20 protein-coding genes are annotated in these 17,896 nt (G+C 61.3%); 10 read left to right on the top strand and 10 right to left on the bottom strand.

The window, feature by feature from the left end:
• Nucleotides 1-220: 220 nt before the first annotated feature.
• The 6 genes from M0D64_RS25675 to M0D64_RS25650 all read right to left on the bottom strand — a co-directional run bounded on the left by M0D64_RS25675 (nucleotide 221) and on the right by M0D64_RS25650 (nucleotide 6,542).
• Entirely contained in the window at nucleotides 221-1,450 is a 1,230-nt protein-coding gene (locus M0D64_RS25675) for a tyrosine-type recombinase/integrase (RefSeq protein WP_266259741.1), read from the bottom strand.
• On the bottom strand, nucleotides 1,395-2,486 hold the full coding sequence (locus M0D64_RS25670) for a fatty acid desaturase (RefSeq protein WP_266259740.1): 1,092 nt from the start codon (nucleotides 2,484-2,486) through the stop codon (nucleotides 1,395-1,397). The genes M0D64_RS25675 and M0D64_RS25670 overlap by 56 nt, the downstream gene beginning before the upstream one ends.
• 212 nt (nucleotides 2,487-2,698) lie before the next feature.
• On the bottom strand, nucleotides 2,699-3,475 hold the full coding sequence (locus tag M0D64_RS25665) for a CDP-diacylglycerol diphosphatase (RefSeq protein WP_266259739.1): 777 nt from the start codon (nucleotides 3,473-3,475) through the stop codon (nucleotides 2,699-2,701).
• Nucleotides 3,476-3,553: 78 nt separating this feature from the next.
• Complete coding sequence (gene iaaH / locus M0D64_RS25660) at nucleotides 3,554-5,008, bottom strand: indoleacetamide hydrolase (RefSeq protein ID WP_266259738.1); 1,455 nt, start codon at nucleotides 5,006-5,008, stop codon at nucleotides 3,554-3,556.
• 175 nt (nucleotides 5,009-5,183) lie between these two features.
• Entirely contained in the window at nucleotides 5,184-5,399 is a 216-nt protein-coding gene (locus M0D64_RS25655) for a transcriptional regulator (protein ID WP_154558403.1), read from the bottom strand.
• A 483-nt stretch (nucleotides 5,400-5,882) separates the two neighbouring features.
• The gene (locus tag M0D64_RS25650) at nucleotides 5,883-6,542 is read right to left on the bottom strand and encodes an NADPH-dependent FMN reductase (protein ID WP_097396232.1); all 660 of its coding nucleotides are present in this window, start codon (nucleotides 6,540-6,542) and stop codon (nucleotides 5,883-5,885) included.
• Nucleotides 6,543-7,010: 468 nt separating this feature from the next.
• Between M0D64_RS25650 and M0D64_RS25645 the strand changes: the two genes are divergently transcribed.
• From M0D64_RS25645 to M0D64_RS25635, 3 genes are all read left to right on the top strand, one after another.
• Nucleotides 7,011-7,691 carry a J domain-containing protein gene (locus M0D64_RS25645; protein ID WP_266259737.1) on the top strand — a complete coding sequence of 227 codons (681 nt, stop codon included), beginning with the start codon at nucleotides 7,011-7,013 and terminating at the stop codon, nucleotides 7,689-7,691.
• A gap of 297 nt (nucleotides 7,692-7,988) precedes the next feature.
• The gene (locus tag M0D64_RS25640; RefSeq protein ID WP_266259736.1) at nucleotides 7,989-8,189 is read left to right on the top strand and encodes a hypothetical protein; all 201 of its coding nucleotides are present in this window, start codon (nucleotides 7,989-7,991) and stop codon (nucleotides 8,187-8,189) included.
• 212 nt (nucleotides 8,190-8,401) lie between these two features.
• Nucleotides 8,402-8,923, top strand: coding sequence for a low molecular weight phosphatase family protein (locus tag M0D64_RS25635; RefSeq protein ID WP_266259735.1), 522 nt, complete (start codon nucleotides 8,402-8,404; stop codon nucleotides 8,921-8,923).
• Between the two features lie 66 nt (nucleotides 8,924-8,989).
• Here M0D64_RS25635 and M0D64_RS25630 read toward each other — a convergent pair whose 3' ends face one another.
• From M0D64_RS25630 to M0D64_RS25620, 3 genes are all read right to left on the bottom strand, one after another.
• Nucleotides 8,990-9,316 (bottom strand): H-NS family nucleoid-associated regulatory protein, encoded by a 327-nt coding sequence (locus M0D64_RS25630; protein WP_093636065.1) that lies wholly within the window; start codon nucleotides 9,314-9,316, stop codon nucleotides 8,990-8,992.
• 137 nt (nucleotides 9,317-9,453) lie between these two features.
• Nucleotides 9,454-9,639 carry a hypothetical protein gene (locus M0D64_RS25625; RefSeq protein ID WP_154558406.1) on the bottom strand — a complete coding sequence of 62 codons (186 nt, stop codon included), beginning with the start codon at nucleotides 9,637-9,639 and terminating at the stop codon, nucleotides 9,454-9,456.
• 62 nt (nucleotides 9,640-9,701) lie between these two features.
• Entirely contained in the window at nucleotides 9,702-9,893 is a 192-nt protein-coding gene (locus M0D64_RS25620; protein WP_154558407.1) for a hypothetical protein, read from the bottom strand.
• Between the two features lie 203 nt (nucleotides 9,894-10,096).
• On the opposite strand from M0D64_RS25620, the gene M0D64_RS25615 reads away from it, so the two are divergent.
• The 6 genes from M0D64_RS25615 to M0D64_RS25590 all read left to right on the top strand — a co-directional run bounded on the left by M0D64_RS25615 (nucleotide 10,097) and on the right by M0D64_RS25590 (nucleotide 16,393).
• Nucleotides 10,097-10,405: a hypothetical protein gene (locus M0D64_RS25615; RefSeq protein WP_266259734.1), complete on the top strand. Its 309-nt coding sequence runs from the start codon at nucleotides 10,097-10,099 to the stop codon at nucleotides 10,403-10,405.
• A 301-nt stretch (nucleotides 10,406-10,706) separates the two neighbouring features.
• Nucleotides 10,707-11,954, top strand: a complete 1,248-nt coding sequence (locus M0D64_RS25610; RefSeq protein WP_266259733.1) for an MFS transporter — start codon at nucleotides 10,707-10,709, stop codon at nucleotides 11,952-11,954.
• A 170-nt stretch (nucleotides 11,955-12,124) separates the two neighbouring features.
• Complete coding sequence (locus tag M0D64_RS25605) at nucleotides 12,125-12,877, top strand: SDR family NAD(P)-dependent oxidoreductase (RefSeq protein WP_054035966.1); 753 nt, start codon at nucleotides 12,125-12,127, stop codon at nucleotides 12,875-12,877.
• Between the two features lie 101 nt (nucleotides 12,878-12,978).
• Entirely contained in the window at nucleotides 12,979-14,307 is a 1,329-nt protein-coding gene (locus M0D64_RS25600) for an MFS transporter (protein ID WP_266259732.1), read from the top strand.
• A 49-nt stretch (nucleotides 14,308-14,356) separates the two neighbouring features.
• The gene (rhmD, locus tag M0D64_RS25595; RefSeq protein ID WP_266259731.1) at nucleotides 14,357-15,535 is read left to right on the top strand and encodes an L-rhamnonate dehydratase; all 1,179 of its coding nucleotides are present in this window, start codon (nucleotides 14,357-14,359) and stop codon (nucleotides 15,533-15,535) included.
• A 75-nt stretch (nucleotides 15,536-15,610) separates the two neighbouring features.
• Entirely contained in the window at nucleotides 15,611-16,393 is a 783-nt protein-coding gene (locus M0D64_RS25590) for an SDR family NAD(P)-dependent oxidoreductase (protein ID WP_168435553.1), read from the top strand.
• 29 nt (nucleotides 16,394-16,422) lie between these two features.
• Here the strand turns inward: M0D64_RS25590 and M0D64_RS25585 are convergent, their stop codons facing one another.
• Nucleotides 16,423-17,421 (bottom strand): LysR family transcriptional regulator, encoded by a 999-nt coding sequence (locus M0D64_RS25585; protein ID WP_266259730.1) that lies wholly within the window; start codon nucleotides 17,419-17,421, stop codon nucleotides 16,423-16,425.
• Between the two features lie 140 nt (nucleotides 17,422-17,561).
• Between M0D64_RS25585 and rhaM the strand changes: the two genes are divergently transcribed.
• A complete protein-coding gene (gene rhaM, locus M0D64_RS25580) occupies nucleotides 17,562-17,885 on the top strand; it encodes an L-rhamnose mutarotase (protein ID WP_054035975.1) in 324 nt (107 codons plus the stop codon).
• The last annotated feature ends 11 nt before the right edge of the window (nucleotides 17,886-17,896 follow it).

Genomic DNA, 17,896 nt, shown 5'->3' with positions numbered 1-17,896 from the left:
GACACAGTCCCTCAAGGAGAGATTCGGAAGCTTCAGCGCGCATTTTTGGTGTCTCGCGGCCACCTGGTATTCGCTGTATGGATAGGACGGTGGCTAGAGCATGGCTGGGCCAAGGAGATTCAAACCTGGTAGCGCCTAGCAAGCAAGTGTTGGAGTCCGCTGCCTACCTATGCGTCTAAAGAGGTGGGGCACAGAGACGCAAGCAACTTGCTGCGAACAATCAACCGCTCATGCTCTGGAGATAGTCGCCCCAGTCCTGCATCATTTTCCGTCTTTCAGGAAGAAACTCAGCTCTGTTATACGCTCTGCTCACCCGGTTCTTCTCGACGTGGGCCAACTGGCGTTCGACCGCCAGTGGATCATATCCTCGTTCGTGTGCCCATGTGCTAAACGTACCGCGTGCGCCGTGCGCCCTGAATAGCCGTTCGTCATTAAATCCAGCGCGGATCAGCGCTGCATTAATTGTGGTAGGCGCCATGGGGCGCGATTTGTCTTTGATATTTGCGAATAGGTAGTCGTCAGCGGCTGTAGCTCCAGTGATTTTCTGAATTTCTTTCAAAATTTCAATTGCCTGAGTACTCAGTGGCACGACGTGTGGATGCCCCATCTTCATGCGCTCTCCGGGAATTGCCCATACCGCAGATTTCAGGTCTATCTCCTTCCACGTCGCGCCCCGCAATTCGACAGTTCGCACCGAGGTAAGCAACAGCAGACGCAATGCCAAACGTGTGAGCGCAGTTCCCACAACCGACAATGAATCCAGCAAGAGTTTGAGATCATCGGCCTCCAGCGCCCGATTGTGTCGCGTAGGAGGGAGCGTCACCACGTCCGACACTTTGAGCGCCGCGACAGGATTTGCGTCGGCCCGCCCCCTGATAATCGCCCGTCTGAATATCGCGTCAAGGTGCTGACGCAGACGCACTGCAATATGGGGAGCACCCCCAGCCTTGCGTTCATCGCCTGAAAGGGCTTTGCGCTTTGCAATCGACTGCAGCAGATCGTAGACGTGAGCCACCTTGATATCGCGTACTGGCATCGTCCCGAGTGGCGAATCTTTCACGTAGCGTGAGAGAAAGCGTATGGCCTGTCCGCAGTAGTACTCGCTCCAACTGTCGCGGTTGTCTTCAATCCAGTCCTCGCAGACGGCCCAAAAGGTGTTCTTGTTGTGTGTGATCGTCTGTAGCTGTAACTGCTGCTCATGGGCCTTGGGATGGATGCCGGACGCCACGAGCTTGGCCGCATCGTTGCGACGTTGGCGGGCGTCGTTTATCGACAGGTCAGGGAATCGCCCAAGGGTATAGCTGCAGTCCTTGCCATCCAGCCGGTAGTCAAATTTCCATACCTTCGAACCCGAGACCGATACCCGCAGATACATGGAGTCGCGGTCACGGATCTTATAGGGCTTGTCTTGCGGTTTGGCGTTCAGCAGTAGCGGGTAGGTTGGCTTCACGGAGTTCTCTTCGACGGACAACTGCCATGAAATTGCCGCGCAACGTACCCGCAAACCAGGCGGAAGCAGGCGGGTTCTTCTGAATGAAATCGGATAGATTGTCGCCGTGCACCGGAGTCGCAACGAGAGCGAATGCGTAAAGCCTCAACCATTCGCTGTAACCGTGTACGAGAAACCCTCCCGAGCGTTCTATATATTGCTGCCGGGACGTTTCATAAACCTCCCGGAGTGCAAACCAGGGAACATGCGGCAAGTCGTGGTGAACCAGATGATAGTTGTTATTCAGGAACAGCAGCCGCCAGAACCACCCCGCCTCGTTGATGACGGTACGATGCTCGTGAGCATGTGCCGCGCGATGTTCCTGAAACGAGCGGATCGAACCTAACGACAACGATCCATAACCCGCGCCGATGATAAAGGCCCAGGCAGGGACTCCGCAGACGCGTTGAAGCCATACCGTCAGCGCGGCTAACGCAACCAGATGTGCGACCCACATCGGCACATGACGCAAATCACCGCGTTTGATACTGCGGAGTTCATCGACACCCGTTGCCGCTATGGCAAAAGCCGGCCCGACTAGCAGGCGGCCGATAAACGTATTGCGGAAGATCAGCAGCGCGCGAATCGCCAAACCCGCACGTTGCCACACGCGCTGACTGACGAAGTAGCTTTCGGGATCGCGCTCAGGAAGCGTCAGATGCGGATCGTCGTGATGCTGAAGATGCGAATCGTGATAGACGCTGTACGGAAACCAGACCGCGAGCGGCGCGAATCCTAATAGTGCGTTGAAGAACGGCCAACGCGTCGGATGGCCGTGCAGCAACTCATGTTGCAGGGACATGTACCACGCACCCAGCAACGCCAGCAGCACAGTGGTCAGCGGCAGGCCGAGCCCACGCGCATGCGTTGCCACACCGAACCATCCACCGTAGATTGTAGTGATCAGCAGCCACGTCGGCCATTGCGTGCGCCATGTCCAGCTTGCAGCCTGTTTGGCGAGTGTTTTACGTTGCGTGTCGTCGAGATAAATCGCCATCGGCTGGATCGGTCGGAATGCAGGTTTAGACCGATCCTACGGACCAATTCACGCGACTAGAACCATTTTGTTCAGCAATGCATCTGCGCATATGTGCAAAAGCGGGGGGGCACATCGCCAGCCCTTGCGCAGCGCCAAGCCGCTAGCACCCGGCGCGCCGACCGCCGTGCAAGGTCCTCGCGGATACTGTCCGGGCGATCGGTAACAGACGCTTATTTATCGTCCGCCACGCGGCAAGCGTGATCGAGCAAGCCTTCCGCCGAGCCGCTGCCGTTGTCGGCATCGAGGCCGCTATTCACGACGAGCCAGCCGTCCTTCTCCGCCGACGGCCCCGCACCCGTCACGAGGATGGTTTGCATGGCCATCGCCGCAGCGCCTTTGTTATCACGCGCGACGATGCGAAACGGATTGCTCGCCTGAGTGAGCGAGGTGACGCGCATGATCCGGTAGCGCTGGCCGTCGAGCGTATCCCAGCGCCACTCGCCAGGCGTGTCCTTCGCGTGACGCGCCAAGGCGTCGCTCACCTTGCTGTGCATGCAATCGATATGGATATGCAACTGGTTTTGCGTGCGGCGGAATTGCGAGTTGATCTCGATGCCGAGTTGATTGTCGGGCAAGGATCGCTTGACGGACTTCTCGACGTACAGCCGTGACACCCACGCGTCGTCCCAGTAGTCCTGTGCATTCGGCGCAAGCACGAATGGGCTTTCTATGCCGGTGACGCGGTCGGTCGGAATCAGCAGATGCTGCGAGCGGCCGACGATGTCCTTCAGGATCACATAACGTTTGTCGAGATCGACGACCGTGCATTGGCCCGGCGTGCCGGTGGCCTGTTGCGAGGGCACGCAGCGCATATCGACAATTTTCCAGAGCGCGTTCGAATCGACTGCAGCAAGACGCGCGCAGGAGACGGCGGTGAAGGCGACCGCCAATGCGGCGGCGGTGCGCAGAATAGTTTGGCGAATGCGGGCGGGTTTGGGTACGGTCATCGGCATGCGGATCGGCGGTTTTTACTGGCGTGTTCAGCGACATCTTCATTGGCACCTTCGACGGCATTTTCAAAGCCGTCAAAGCACCGGCGCTGGCAGCACGCCGAGCAATTGTTCGAAGGCGACGCCGATCGCCAGCAGCCGCCGGTCCTCGCCGAGCGGGCCATCCAGTTCCAGGCCGACCGGCAGGCCGCCGGCAGTCATCCCAGCCGCCAGCGACAAGCCCGGAATGCCGGACGTGCTGGCCGGGTCGGTATTGCGCAGGAACGCGTCCATCGTATCGATTGGCGCGGCGCCATCGATCGATACCGTCGACGAGCCGTGCAGGTCGTCGATCGGCACCGCAGCGAGGCGCGTGGTGGGGAACAGCAGCGCATCGAGACGCTCGTCCGCGAAAGTCGCCGCGACATACTGCTGCAAGCGCGGCCGCCATTGCTTCAGCGCTGCGTCGTAATGAGCGCCGAGTACGTCGGCGAGCACGCCGTCGTAGATCGCGCGCACGTCAGGGCTCGCGATGCGGGCTGCCATTTCTCTGACTGTCTTTACCGGCGCGTTATTGGCGACGAGCCAGGCGAGCACGTCCTCGCGCGGCTCGTGGATCGCGATCGGTCCGCCGACGTGGCTGTTCAAGGTCTCCAGTTCGCTCATCGCTACAGGCACGAAGGTGACGCCTGCTGCTTCGAGGCGGCGCAAGGCGGCGCGTGCAACGTCTTCCACCTGGTGTTCGAGCCCTTCCCAGAGCGGCTCGGGCAGGCCGATGCGCAAACCGTTCAGCGTGAGCGCGGGCAACGGTCCCGTTCCGGTGATCACGCCGTCGAGCAAAGCGATATCGGCAACCGTGCGCGCCATCGGCCCCACCGTATCGCGCGTATGGCTGATCGGCACGACCGCATCCGGGTCGTGATAACGCCGTTCGGCCCCACCGTTACCAACCGACGGACGAAACCCCGCAATGCCGGTCAACGCAGCCGGAATGCGAGTCGAGCCGCCGGTGTCGGTGCCCAGACCGGCGGGCACGATGCGCGCGGCGATCGCGGCAGCGGTGCCGCCCGACGAACCGCCGGGAATCAGCGTGGGGTCGTACGGATTGCGCACCGGCCCGGCGTGCGTGGCGAAGTTCGTGCTGGTGATGCCGAACGCGAGTTCGTGCATGTTGGCTTTGCCGAGGATGATCGCGCCGGCATCGAGAAGCCGTTGTACTGAAGGCGCGTTCGTCTTCGGTACGAAGCCTTCCAAAGCGGGCGTGCCCGCCGAGGTCTGCAAACCGGCTGTGTTGATGTTGTCCTTCACGACGATGGGCAAACCGGCGAGCGGCAATTGCGCTTTTGCTTCGGGCGGCAATGCATCGATGCGCTGCGCGGCGGCCAGCGCGCCGTCGAGGTCGAGCGTGGTGAGCGCATTGAGGCTCGAGAGCGACGCCGCGCGCGCCAGCAGCGTGGCCATATAGTCGGCGGCCTTGATGCGCCCGGACTGGATCGCGGCGACCGCTTCGGTTGCGGTTAGGGCCAACTGTTGATCGACGGTCCATGTCATCGCAGGCGTCTCCTTTAACTGAGGTATCGCCTATTCTGGCACAGCCGCTTAAGAATCGACGCCGGGTGGCGCAAGGTGGCCTGCGTTTGCCGGCTCGCAGGGTGGACGGTCTTCTCTGGTTCTGCGCGCGAGACCGGCGTGACCGCCTGGGTGTTATCGGACGAGTCTGCCGGCGTTACTTGCGGCTGTCGATCCACATGCGTCCCCAACGGAACGCATAGGCGAGCGCGTGCTCTTCGTCGAAGAAGTAGTCGAGTGCGTCGAACGAATAAGCCTGGCCCTGGCTTGCAGACGTTTTCTCGATGGTCAGGTTGGCGGCGAACAGGCCGTTGGGCAGCAGTTGCGCGGCCGGTGCGACTTCGTAGCCCTTGTAGCGGATATTTGAATTCATGGTCGTGGCAGTGAGTGTGCCCGCGTGTATTGCTGAGGAGCCGGCGCGCGGGACGCAACCCTGTGCGTCAGGCAACCGGTGAGTGAGCGGGCAGGATCAAGCGTAGGCCGCGCCGCGCAGCGGGTGAACCAATCTTTCGTCGTAAGCAAATCAGCGAGGTTCGGGAACGGTCTTCAGGAGGCCGGATCGGACGATAGTCGCAGCGTTCGAACACACTATCCGGCGTTGTGGGCGTACGGTCTGTTGTGTGGCGCACGGTTTGGGCGAGCGGAAACACGAGCGCGTTCGAACGCGCATGGCGCGGCTTGTCGGCCTTGAAAGTATCGTTGGAGGATGCTGCGGTTGGCGGGGAGAGGAGGCAAACGCACGCATGCGTAGAATGGTTCGTCGAGGCAGCAGGATGGCCGCCGGTTCAGTGCAAACGCGAGTGCGTCGAGGACCCGCAAGTGCGAGCGTGGATCCTCGACGCCGTACGCAAAGGCGCTAAACCGCGTGCAGCAACCGGGCGGGTTGCGCTTCCTTGACTGCATTGCCGAGCGGCGCGGCCGTCGGCGTGCGATGCGCGTTGAACGCCAGGGCGAATTGCGCGGCCTGCTGGCCGACCGTGGCGAGCTGATCGACGACCTTGGCGTCGGAACAGGTGTCGACGGTGTCGAAGCGCGTTTCCAGCGTGTTGATCCCGGCACCGAACGGCGTCGGCCAGCCGCGCAACGCGTGGACGATCGAACGCAGCGACGTCAGCACCGAGCCGGCAGCCTGCCAGCCATAAGCGGTGACGATACAGCCGACCGCGCGGCCATCCAGATACGGCCGCTCATCGGCGCGCAGCTCCTCGAGCGTGTCGAGTGCGTTCTTGACGAGGCCCGAGACGCCGCCGTGGTAGCCGGGCGTCGCGATGATCAGCGCGTCCGCATGGCGCACGGCTTCGATCAGCTCGAGCTGTTCGGCGGTGCGTTGAGGGTTTTCCGGAGCGTAGTGGGGCAGGCTATGCAGGAAGGTGCCGCCGAACAGGCGGGTATTCGCGCCCGCGGCTTCTGCGCCACGCAGCGCAAAGCCGAGTGCGCGCTCGGTCGACGACGCCGCGCGTGTCGTGCCGCCGATGCCGATGACGAGCGGCCGGCGGTGATGGTCGAAACTGGTCAACGAAATGCTCCTTCGGTAGCGGCTCACGGGACGCTGGCGCGGGGCTGCGCGTAGACGAACCGGGGCGAACCGGACTTTGAAGTGTCATCTTAATGACCGCCGCGAGCCGGGCGAAGCGACTTTTTGTTCTAACGATATAACCGCGCGGGGTTATCGGCGGCTCAGTGGGTCGTCTGACGGATGCGTCGAAGCCGTTTTCGATCCACATACGCCGCCCGGTGCAATGCAGTTGATGCCGCCCCGGATAAGCATATGGCGAACCATTGTTTGGGGGCGCGATGACACGCGGCTATGATCGAGTCGTCTCCTCCATGACATCTCCTTGACATGGGATTCGGCCTCGCCACTGGCGGGGCCTTTTTTTCGTCTGGCCTTTCAGTGGCGCCCGCGCTTGCCGCTTCACGATAAAGCCGTTTTTTGCATGCTACGATGGTCCGCAACGCGAATCACGGCGAGGTCGAACAAGCAATGGCAACCCTGTATGACACGCTTGGTGTGCACGCGCACGCCACGGACGAAGAAATCAAGCGGGCCTACCGCAAGGCCGCGATGAAATGGCATCCGGATCGCAACAACGGCGCCGAAGAAGTTGCGCGCGCTACCTTCCAGGAAATCAAGGACGCATACGCGATCCTCTCCGACGCCGCACAGCGCAAGGTGTATGACGCGGTCTATGCCGAGCAGATGCGCGGCTGGGAAGCGCAGCGCACCCGCCAACAAAAAGCACAGGCCGAACGTGAGGCGGCGGCGCGTGCCGCGGACGAAGCAGCCTACGCCGAGATGGTGTCGCTCGCCATGCGTTTCGCCGACGACGGCCACAATCGCGACGTGCTGTTCGGCGTGTTGCTAGGACGTCGATGCGAGGCGCAGCGGGCCGCGCAGATCGCGGACAGCGTGTCGGCCTTGCAGGCGGCGCGGCGCGAGGCGGAGAGGGCGGCGGTCGCGGCCGAGGCGGCAGCAAAAGCGAAGGACGTCCCCGACGTTTCAGCCAAAGCGGAGGCAACGACGGTGAACGACGCCGCCGCCAATCGTGACGCACCAGGTAAGCACGCCAACCCAGGCAAGCACGAAGAAAGTGCCAGCGATGCTCATCCGGCCGGGGTGCTCGGTGGACTCTGGTTCCAGTTCCTGAACGGTTTGCGGTTTTGAACAGACAGTTCTGGCCGGTAGACCCGAGACGTAGGCCGAATTGATATAGAGAGCGGCCTTCGGCGTTGGGATATCCGCTTCTAGAATCAAAGACATGTCCGTGACATGTGTCGTTCGAGCGTCGACTTGAAGCGACGGCTCTTCATTGCCACGCATGCGGGTGGCGGACGCATCAGCATGTCGGGCACAGGTTGTATGTGTGCTCGCTGCTCCTCTCCTTGTTGCTGACTCTATTTCCCCGCGAAAAACCCGCTTCGCTTGACCTCCATGTTGCAGCTTCCGCGAGGCACGACGGCCATGGTTACTTTTATTTTTGTCGTTGCGATGGCGGCGTTTATCCCGTACGTCGCAGCGCCCGGCATTGCGAACGGCGTCAAGTCGATCAGCGCGCAACCTGCGGCGATGCTGTTCGAACCGTCACCGGCGGCGTCTGACGGCGCAAGCGACGCCGCGAACCGGATCGTGTCCGAACAGCGCGCCAGCGAGGCTTCCGTCTGAGGAGCCGCCGTCACGCGGTCGAAAGCATGCTGAAAGATTCGGCTTTGAGCAGTTGCACTTCGTCGCCAATGCGGCGCGCGATACCCGTGGGTTGACCGTCCTGGTACAAATTCTTGTGGCGCAACAAATTACGTCATCGTAGTGTCACGAGGACGCAAGACTAGGCCGGCACAATTGCGCATAGAGAGAGATAAAAAAAACACGGGGTGAGCGTGACCAGAAAATACAAAGTGCTGTTTCTCTGTCGCGAGAATTCAGCACGTAGCATCATTGCCGAAGCTTTACTGCGCGAACTGGCTGGACACCGGTTCGAAGCGTTCAGCGCGGGGCCGGAGCCGGCCACGCGCGTTCATCCCATTGCGATCGCGCAATTGCGGCCCGGTATATCGGACCTCGGCGTACTCTGCCCGAAAAGCTGGCTGGAATTCACCGGCGAATGGGCGCCGCGGATGGACCTCGTCGTTGCCATGGACGCGTGTGTGGCCGGGCATCATGCACCGCGCTTTCCCGGAGAACCTGCGTTGTGTAGCTGGATCTTTGCCGATCCGCTTGCCCATGGCATGCTCGAGCCGGAGCGAGTCCGTTCGTTCGAAAAGGTGTTCTGGCAAATCGTCCGGCAGGTCAGCACGTTTATCGAATTGCCGCAGTACGCGGCGGCGCCGACTCGTGCCGGCGACCCATCGTGTGCATCGAAGAGCGACGCGACGAGTCCCGCCATTCGGTGCAACGTGTGAACGGCCCCGGCGCGTCAACCAGTACGGGGTTATGCCTTTGCTCCAGCGGTTTGGCGATCAGACGGCTTAGCGGTTGTTCGGGCGCGCAAGCGGACTTCCCGCGAATGGGTCGTTTAGCCAATCCACCTGTTTTTTCGGCTGCGGGGCGGGTGCCGGCGTGGCCGATAATTCGAAGTGGTCGATTGATTGACCAGCGCTAATTGCCTGTTTAAGCCATTGGGGCATTTCGCCCTGGCCATCCCAGCTATCTCCCGTTGCGCTGCGGTAGCGTTCAGCCTTTTGCCCCTTCGGTTCGGCCGCCAGCACGGCGGCGAGGTCTTCTGGTTTGATACCAAACTCTTCCATGCGGTGGCGGAGATACGCAATCATGCTATCTCGCTTCCTTTCGTCCATAAGATATTCGTCCTTCTAAAGCGTCCGGCGTTCTGTCAGTTACAGATTGCAAGGGGAAGCCGCGAAAGCATTGAGCCCACGTAGATGGGGTCCGCTCGCGGTAAGGTTATTGATCGAAGGAAATTCCAGCGGCAGCGTCAAAGAACGTCGCCCCATACATTGCGGTACAGCATATGCCCAACAAGCCCGCCTATAAGGCTGACTGTGCCAATCAGTGAATATTCAAGCGCTCCGCCGCGCGGCAGGTACGGCTGGGTAAGCCCTACGGCCGCAATGGAAAAAACGGTGATGACAATGCAATGATTGCGAACAGTCGGTCTCATGTCGACGCTCCGTCTCTCGCCGGTGCCTCGCGCGGGGCCGATTTTTGTGCGTTATGCCAGCATCATAACGCACTGTTCGGGTAACGCACGCGCCGGCCAGCCTGATTTTGTTGTTGCATGTCGCCGATCGAACGGCGGCCGGTGCCGCCAAGGCCGCCTGCACCGCCGGGATTGAAATCCTGAGTGGCCGACCTATAACGAAACAGCGGAGCAACAATCTGCGTTTCCAGCCTGGTGGCGACCGCTTCCGGCAAGCCGCGCGTGCACGCCCGACATCGGTTTCAGGCCTGGCAACTATTTACTCGTTTAGTTCGGTGACTCGCCGCAGCAGTCCCGCATAGGCATTCGCCCCTTTGTCAGTTCGTCAGTTCGATTTGATGACACGACGTTTTTTCGCGGATTACTTCTTTTATTGAAGGGGTTAAGCGCTGCTGCGCCGGATTCGAGGAGTCTGGACATGAAACTACGTTTATTGATGGCGTTGGCAAGCGCCGCTCTGTTTCTGGCGCCGAGCACAGCCGGCGCACTGGACAGCCAGCAGGGCGAAGCCGCGTCGGGCCGGGCGCTCATGCAGAACGCAAACGAATCAGTGCAGGACACCACCGACATGTCGTTTGGTGAAACTGTGCGGACCGCGATGCCGGCCGGGCAACCGGTGCAGAACGCCTCCTATGGCGGGGTGGCCGCAGGCGCTACGGAAGTGGGAGGCCGACAGGAGCGGCCGTGCGCTTCCGGGCCGCAATGCAGGATCTATTTTGGCCAATAGCAGGCCGGCAGTTCAGGAGGCGGTGGGGGAGCAGAACGCACCGCCTCCAATTCCATTCGCGCACGGCACCCTGATCGGAATACCCACACGCCCGAGTGCAATTTTACGGAGTCGTCAGCGGGAGATTTAATACGATGTTAAGGTGTGTTCCATTCGGGTTTTCACTCGCTGTCTTTTCCGATCGCAATCATAAGCAGGCCAATACCGCCTGCTTTTTTATTCATGATTTGCAGTCTGCGATTTGATTAGTCCGGTGACTGCTCCAATCCCACCCGTTGTTTAGTTACTCGCAAACAATACTATGTTGATGGAAGATAATCTGCCGGCGAGCATTGCCTCGCCGGACGATGGGGCTTCGTCGTCCCTGCGTTCCTGGCTCGCCGTTGTGGCCGTTGCAATCGGTGCGTTCGCGTTCGTGACCACGGAGTTTTTACCTGTCGGACTACTGCCGCATATAGCGGCGGATCTGGGTGTGCTGCCTGGCACCGCAGGGCTGATGGTCACGGTGCCGGGCGTGATTGCCGCCATCTCGGCGCCCGGTTTGATGCTGGTGGCCGGACGGATGGATCGCCGGCGTGTCTTTCTGTTGCTCACGGCCTTGCTGCTGGCGTCGAATCTGATTTCCGCCTTCGCGCCCGATTTCCTGTTCATGCTGGTCGGACGCGCGTTGCTCGGCGCGGCGCTGGGCGGCTTCTGGACGCTGGCAACGGCGGCATCGGGGCGCCTCGTGCAGCCGAAAGATTCAGCCAAAGCGATGGCGACGATCCTGACCGGCGTGACCTGCGCGACGGTGATCGGTGTGCCGCTCGGCACATTCATCGCCAGCTTCGCGTCGTGGCGTGCTTCGTTTATGGCAACCGGCGTGCTTGTCGCGATCGCGCTCGTGGCGCAGTTCGTTTTCGTGCCGTCGTTGCCGTCGACCACCGCCTTGCGGCTGCGCGATCTGGTGGCGCTGCTGCGCCGCCCGCATCCGCGTAGAAGCATGCTGATGGTGGCGCTCGTATTCGGCGCGCATTTCTCCTCGTACACGTACATCACGCCGTTTCTGCTGCATAACGCGAGTTTCACGATGTCGACGATTACGTGGCTGCTGCTCGGCTTCGGCATTATTGGGTTCTTCTCGAACTTCGCCGTTTCGTCGACGGTGACGCGTAATCTGAAAGTGTCTCTGGGCGTGATGGTTTCTCTGCTCATGCTCGCGCTGCTGGCAATGCCGTTGCTGGAACAATCGCCAATCGGGGTCGCCGCGCTCGTACTCGCGTGGGGTGTTTCGTTCGGCGCACTGCCGCTGTGTTTCAGCATCTGGATTCAGCGCGCCACGCCGGATTCGCCCGAAGCGGGCTCGGCGCTGTTTGTCAGCATCATTCAGGTTGCCATTGCTTTGGGATCGCTCATTGGTGGTGTGGTGGTCGACCATGTCGGTATTTCCGCCGACTTTCTCTTCGGCAGCGCTTTGGCGCTGCTGGGACTCGCGGCGCTCGCGAGCTTCGGACGAAGCAAGCAGGAAGTGCCAGCGGAAGCGATGGCGTGTCCGGCGTGTACTGATTAGCCGGTAAGCGTCGAGCGCCACGTCAACCGATCCGATTTTGTTATCGACCCCTCCAATACACGGATTGTTAGCGCATCGCACCGCTCGTATATTTGCTGGACGAAAGCACAGACAGCAGAAATACAACAACTGAACGGCAGGCCTCTCGGGCTTGCCACAGGAGCACAGCGATGAATCGAATCGATCTGGAGGGGCGTGTTGTCGCCATTACCGGCGGCGCGCGCGGCATCGGCTACGCAGTGGCTCAACGGGCGCTGAACTCGGGCGCGTCGGTCGCGCTATGGGACATCGACGCCGAGCGCCTCGCGCGCAGCGAGCGCGAACTCAGCGAACTCGGCAAAGTCACCGCCGTCACAGTTGAACTCACCCAGGAAGCGTCAGTGGTTCAGGCGGTGGCGCAAACGGTCGCCGCCCATGGCGCGATCGACGTGCTGATCAACTGCGCCGGCATCACCGGCGGCAACGGCACGACGTGGGAGCTGGACCCCGAGGTCTGGCGCCGCGTGATCGACGTGAATCTGATCGGCCCGTATCTCACCTGTCGCGCGGTCGTGCCGCAGATGCTCAAGCAGGGGTATGGCCGGATCGTCAATATCGCGTCGGTGGCCGGCAAGGAGGGCAACCCGAACGCCTCGCACTACAGCGCCTCCAAAGCCGGGCTCATCGGCTTGACCAAATCCCTCGGCAAAGAACTTGCGACGAAGAACATCCTCGTCAATGCGGTCACGCCCGCGGCGGCAAAAACGGAAATCTTCGATTCGATGTCGCAGCAGCATATCGACTACATGCTCTCGAAGATTCCAATGAACCGTTTCCTGTTGCCGGAAGAAGCGGCGTCGCTGATTCTCTGGCTCTCTTCCGAAGACTGCGCTTTCAGCACCGGCTCGGTATTCGACCTGTCCGGCGGCCGCGCCACTTACTGAGTCGCCACAGCGTTGTCTAAGCCGTAGCCGTAGCCGTAGCAGTTGCAGTGCAAAAGGAAAAAACGCAGAGCGCGACCCGCATGCTTTGCGAAGGAGACGACATGAATCCGCATTCGCCCGCTTCACTGGAGGCGATCAACAGCAAGGTCATGCGCCGGCTGTTGCCGTTTCTCTTGCTGATGTACGTGCTGGCGTTTCTCGATCGCGCCAATATCGGCTTCGCGCAGAAAGCGTTGCAGCACGACACGGGCTTGTCCAATGCGGCTTTTGCCTTCGGCGCGGGCGTGTTCTTTGTCGGTTATGCATTGTTCGAAGTACCGAGCAATCTTCTGCTGCACAAGGTCGGTGCGCGCGCGTGGATGTGCCGGATCATGGTGACCTGGGGGCTCGTCTCGGCGGCGATGTGTCTTGCGCATACGCCGACTGCTTTCTACTCGCTGCGTTTTCTGCTTGGTGTCGCCGAAGCCGGTTTCTTCCCCGGCGTGATCTATTACCTGACGCATTGGTTTCCGCAAGCGGCGCGAGCGCGTGCGGTGGGCGTGTTTTATTTCGGTGCGCCGCTGGCGTTCATCTTCGGCAGTCCGTTGTCGGGTTCCTTGCTCGAACTGCATGGCGCGATGGGTTTGGCCGGCTGGCAGTGGCTGTTTCTGATCGAGGGGACGCTGGCATCGTTGGTCGGCGTGTGGGCGTTCTGGTATCTCGACAACCGTCCTGAAGACGCCCAGTGGCTCGACGCGCAGGAGCGCACCACCTTGCGCCGCGCGCTTGATGACGATGCGCTCGCCGCATCGGCGCATGGGCCGCGTCATATTCTCGCTGCGCTGGTGGACCGCCGTGTGTTGCTGCTTTCGGCGATCTATCTGCTGATTCAGATGAGCGTCTACGGCGTGATCTTCTATTTGCCGCAGCAGGTGGCGGCTTTGCTCGGCACGACGGTCGGTTTGCGCGTTGGCCTCGCCGGCGCGCTGCCATGGCTGTGTGCGTTGGCTGTCACGTGGTACGTGCCGCGTCGAGCGGATCGTACGGGTGCGCACCGGCGCTGGGCGGTTGCGCTGCTGGTGCTCGCGGGTCTCGGCATCGGCGCCTCGGGGCTCGCGCATAACCCGTCGATCGGCCTGATCGCGCTGTGCTGTGCGGCCAGCGGCTTCATCGCGGCGCAACCGCTGTTCTGGACATTTCCGACACGCTACCTCACGGGTGCCGCAGCGGCGGGCGGGATCGCGTTGATCAATTCGCTCGGCGGCCTCGGTGGATTTATTGCGCCGAGCCTGCGCACTGCGGCGGAACGGGCGTTTTCGTCGACCTCGGCGGGGCTGATCGTATTGGGCGTGTCGAGTCTGCTGGCGGCGCTCATGGTCGGCACGCTGTTACGTCGTGACGGCGTCCAATCAAGCGGGTCTTTCCAACAATTACTGCACCGCGCCCGCTAGGCGCGTTTTTTGGCTGCACGTTCGACGCACCCATAACGGAGCCCTTTTCATGGCCATGCCTACTATCCGGCACGTGCGTGCCTTCGTCGTCCGCGGTGGCGGCGCGGACTATCACGATCAACCCGATGGACACTGGATCGACGATCACATTGCCACGCCGATGGCGCGTTATCCGGAGTATCGCCAGAGCCGCCAGTCGTTCGGCATCAATGTGCTCGGCACGTTGGTGGTCGAGATCGAGGCGAGCGACGGCACGGTTGGTTTTGCGGTGACGACGGGTGGCGAGATCGGCGCGTTCATCGTTGAAAAACATCTCGCACGTTTTCTGGAAGGCCAGCTCGTCACCGACATCGAGAAGATTTGGGATCAGATGTATTTCTCGACGCTGTACTACGGCCGCAAAGGCGTGGTGCTGAATACGATCTCGGGTGTCGATCTCGCGTTGTGGGATTTGCTTGCGAAAGTGCGCAAGGAGCCGGTGTACCAACTATTGGGCGGCCCGGTGCGCGACGAACTCGTGTTCTACGCGACTGGTGCGCGTCCGGACTTGGCTAAGGAGATGGGATTCATCGGCGGCAAATTGCCGTTGCAGCATGGTCCTGCTGAAGGCGAGGCGGGTCTCAAGAAGAATCTGGAGAAGCTCGCCGAGATGCGTAGTCGTGTAGGTGATGACTTCTGGCTGATGTACGACTGCTGGATGAGCCTTGACGTACCGTATGCAACGCGGCTCGCGCAGGCCGCGCACGAGTACGGTCTGAAATGGATCGAAGAGTGCCTGCCGCCGGACGACTACTGGGGTTACGCCGAACTGCGCCGCAACGTGCCGCGCGGCATGATGGTGTCGACCGGCGAGCACGAAGCGACGCGCTGGGGTTTTCGCATGCTGCTGGAGATGCAGTGCTGCGATCTGATTCAGCCGGATGTGGGCTGGTGCGGCGGCATCACCGAACTCATCAAGATCTCCGCGCTCGCCGATGCCCACAATGTGATGGTGGTGCCGCACGGTTCATCGGTGTATAGCTATCACTTCGTCGTCACGCGGCACAACTCACCGTTCGCCGAGTTTCTGATGATGGCGCCGAAGGCGGATGAAGTCGTGCCGATGTTCACGCCGCTGCTGCTCGACGAACCGGTCCCCGTGAATGGACGGATGAAAGTGCCCGACACGCCGGGCTTCGGTGTGCGGCTCAATCCGGAGTGCGCGCTGGTGCGGCCTTATCCACGCTGAATGCTTATTGAAGGTGGGTTGGACTAGATTTCAACCCGCAAGACATCTTATCGATCCAGCCAACAGGAGAATGACGTGTTGCTCAAGGACAAGGTCGTGATCGTTACCGGCGGCTCGCGTGGCATCGGCCGCGCGATAGCAGTTGCGTGCGCAACCGAAGGTGCGGACGTGGCGATCAACTACTGGGGCGATAACGACGCATCGTATGGGCGACGTTCGGCCGTCGCGGAAGTGGTCGGCGAAATTGAAGCCTTGGGGCGGCGCGTGATCGCGATCGAAGGGAATGTCGCCTTACGCGAAACCGGTCAGGAACTTGTTCGCCGCACTGTCGAAGCCTTCGGCAAAGTCGATGTGCTCGCGAGCAACGCCGGCATCTGTCCGTTTCACGCCTTTCTCGACATGCCGCCCGAGGTATTGGAGTCGACGGTGGCAGTGAATCTGAACGGGGCGTTCTACGTCACGCAGGCCGCCGCGCAGCAAATGAAAGCGCAGGGTACGGGTGGTGCGATTGTGGCGACGAGTTCGATCAGCGCGCTGGTGGGCGGCGGCATGCAAACCCACTACACGCCGACCAAAGCCGGTGTGCATTCGCTGATGCAGTCATGCGCGGTGGCGTTGGGGCCGTACGGCATTCGCTGCAATTCGGTCATGCCCGGCACGATTGCGACCGACCTGAACGCGGAAGATCTCGCCGACGAAGCTAAAAGAGCCTACTTCGAAAAGCGTATTCCGCTGGGCAGACTGGGCCGCCCGGAGGATGTCGCCGATTGCGTGGTATTCCTTGCCTCCGACCGCGCGCGTTATGTAACAGGCGCCGCGCTGCTGGTGGACGGCGGCCTGTTTGTCAACTTGCAGTAACGGGCGATGGCGACTTCACGATGGTGACATCAACTAGCCGGTGCGGATACGATCACAGGCTCAGTCGCGGTCGCGGTGGGATCGTCGCGTGCGAGCTTGCGCGAGAAACCGCGCAGCAAATCGATAAAGCGCAGCGCGGGTTCGGCGAGGGCTTCTTCCTTGCGCGTGAGAATGCCGAAGCCGGCGAGGCTCTTGCCGATCTCGAGCGGCAGCGCAACCAGCAGCTTGCCACGCACATGATCGCGCACCACGGACTCGGGCAGCATGGCCACGGCGTCGTAGTTCTCGAGCAATTGCAGCGTGGCGAAGATCGACGCGCACTCGGTCAGGTTGACGGGCGTCGCCAGACCCGCACGCGCGAGTTCCTCTTCGAACAGCACGCGCGCCGGACTGGTAACAGGTTGCGCCACCCACGGCCAGTCGATCAGCTCCCGCAACGTGATGCGCGAGCGCTGCGCCAGCGGATGCACCGAACGCACCACCAGCAGCAAAGTCTCGCGTGCGAGCGGCTCGAAACTGAAATCGTTGTGTTGCAACGGACTGGTGAGGCGTCCAAGCGCCAGATCGACTTCGCGGCGATGCAGCAATTGCACGACCTGGTCGCTGGTTTCGCCAAGAATGCGCACGTTCAGCAGAGGGCTTTCGGTTTTCAGGGCGGCGACCGCCATGGCCAGCAGATCAGGCGCGGCGCCCATGATCGCGCCGACGGTCAACTGTCCATGTCCGCCACGGCGTTTGACGTCGAGATCTTCGGCAAACCGGGTCAACTCGGCGAGTGCGCGCCGCGCATACGCCAGCGTGACCACGCCGAGCGGCGTGGGCGTCATGCCGCGCGCGTTGCGCTCGAACAGCAGGAAGCCGAACGCTTCCTCGATATCGCCGAGCATGCGGCTCGCGCTGGGTTGCGCGACGTTGATGGCCTCGGCGGCCTGGTGGAGATTGCGCGCGTCGTCGAGCGCGACGAGCAGCGCCAGATGCTTGAACTTGAGCCGATTGACGAGTGCGATGGCGGCTGAGTGTTGGCTCATGGTTCCGGGTGCGATTCGGTTTGTGGATCGCCCAATCCCAACAACGGATTGAGTTGCTATCGACGCAGGAATTATAGTCGTACCAGACGCTTCTACGCTTCTCAGGGAAAGCGCCCGGATACGACGGGAGACAGGCCGCAATGGAAACAATCGCTTTCCGGATGGTGCTCAACCCCGGCATGCGCGAGGAATACGAACGACGTCATGCGCAAATCTGGCCTGAACTGGTTGATGCATTGCACAACGCCGGTGTGCGCGACTATCGGATCTTCTTCGACGCAGACTCGCATCACCTTTTCGCCATTCTGACGCGCAGCACGAATCACACCATGAACGCGCTGCCGCAACTCGACGTGATGCGCAAATGGTGGGATTACATGGCCGACATCATGCAGACGGCCCCTGACCATACGCCGCTTCAACAACCGCTGGAGCCGGTCTTTCATCTGAATTCGCTCAGCTAATGTAGCTGACT

Source organism: Paraburkholderia sp. WS6 (genome assembly GCF_030464835.1).
GTDB classification, from domain to species: domain Bacteria; phylum Pseudomonadota; class Gammaproteobacteria; order Burkholderiales; family Burkholderiaceae; genus Paraburkholderia; species Paraburkholderia madseniana.
This window is presented reverse-complemented; position numbering and strand designations above follow the sequence as displayed.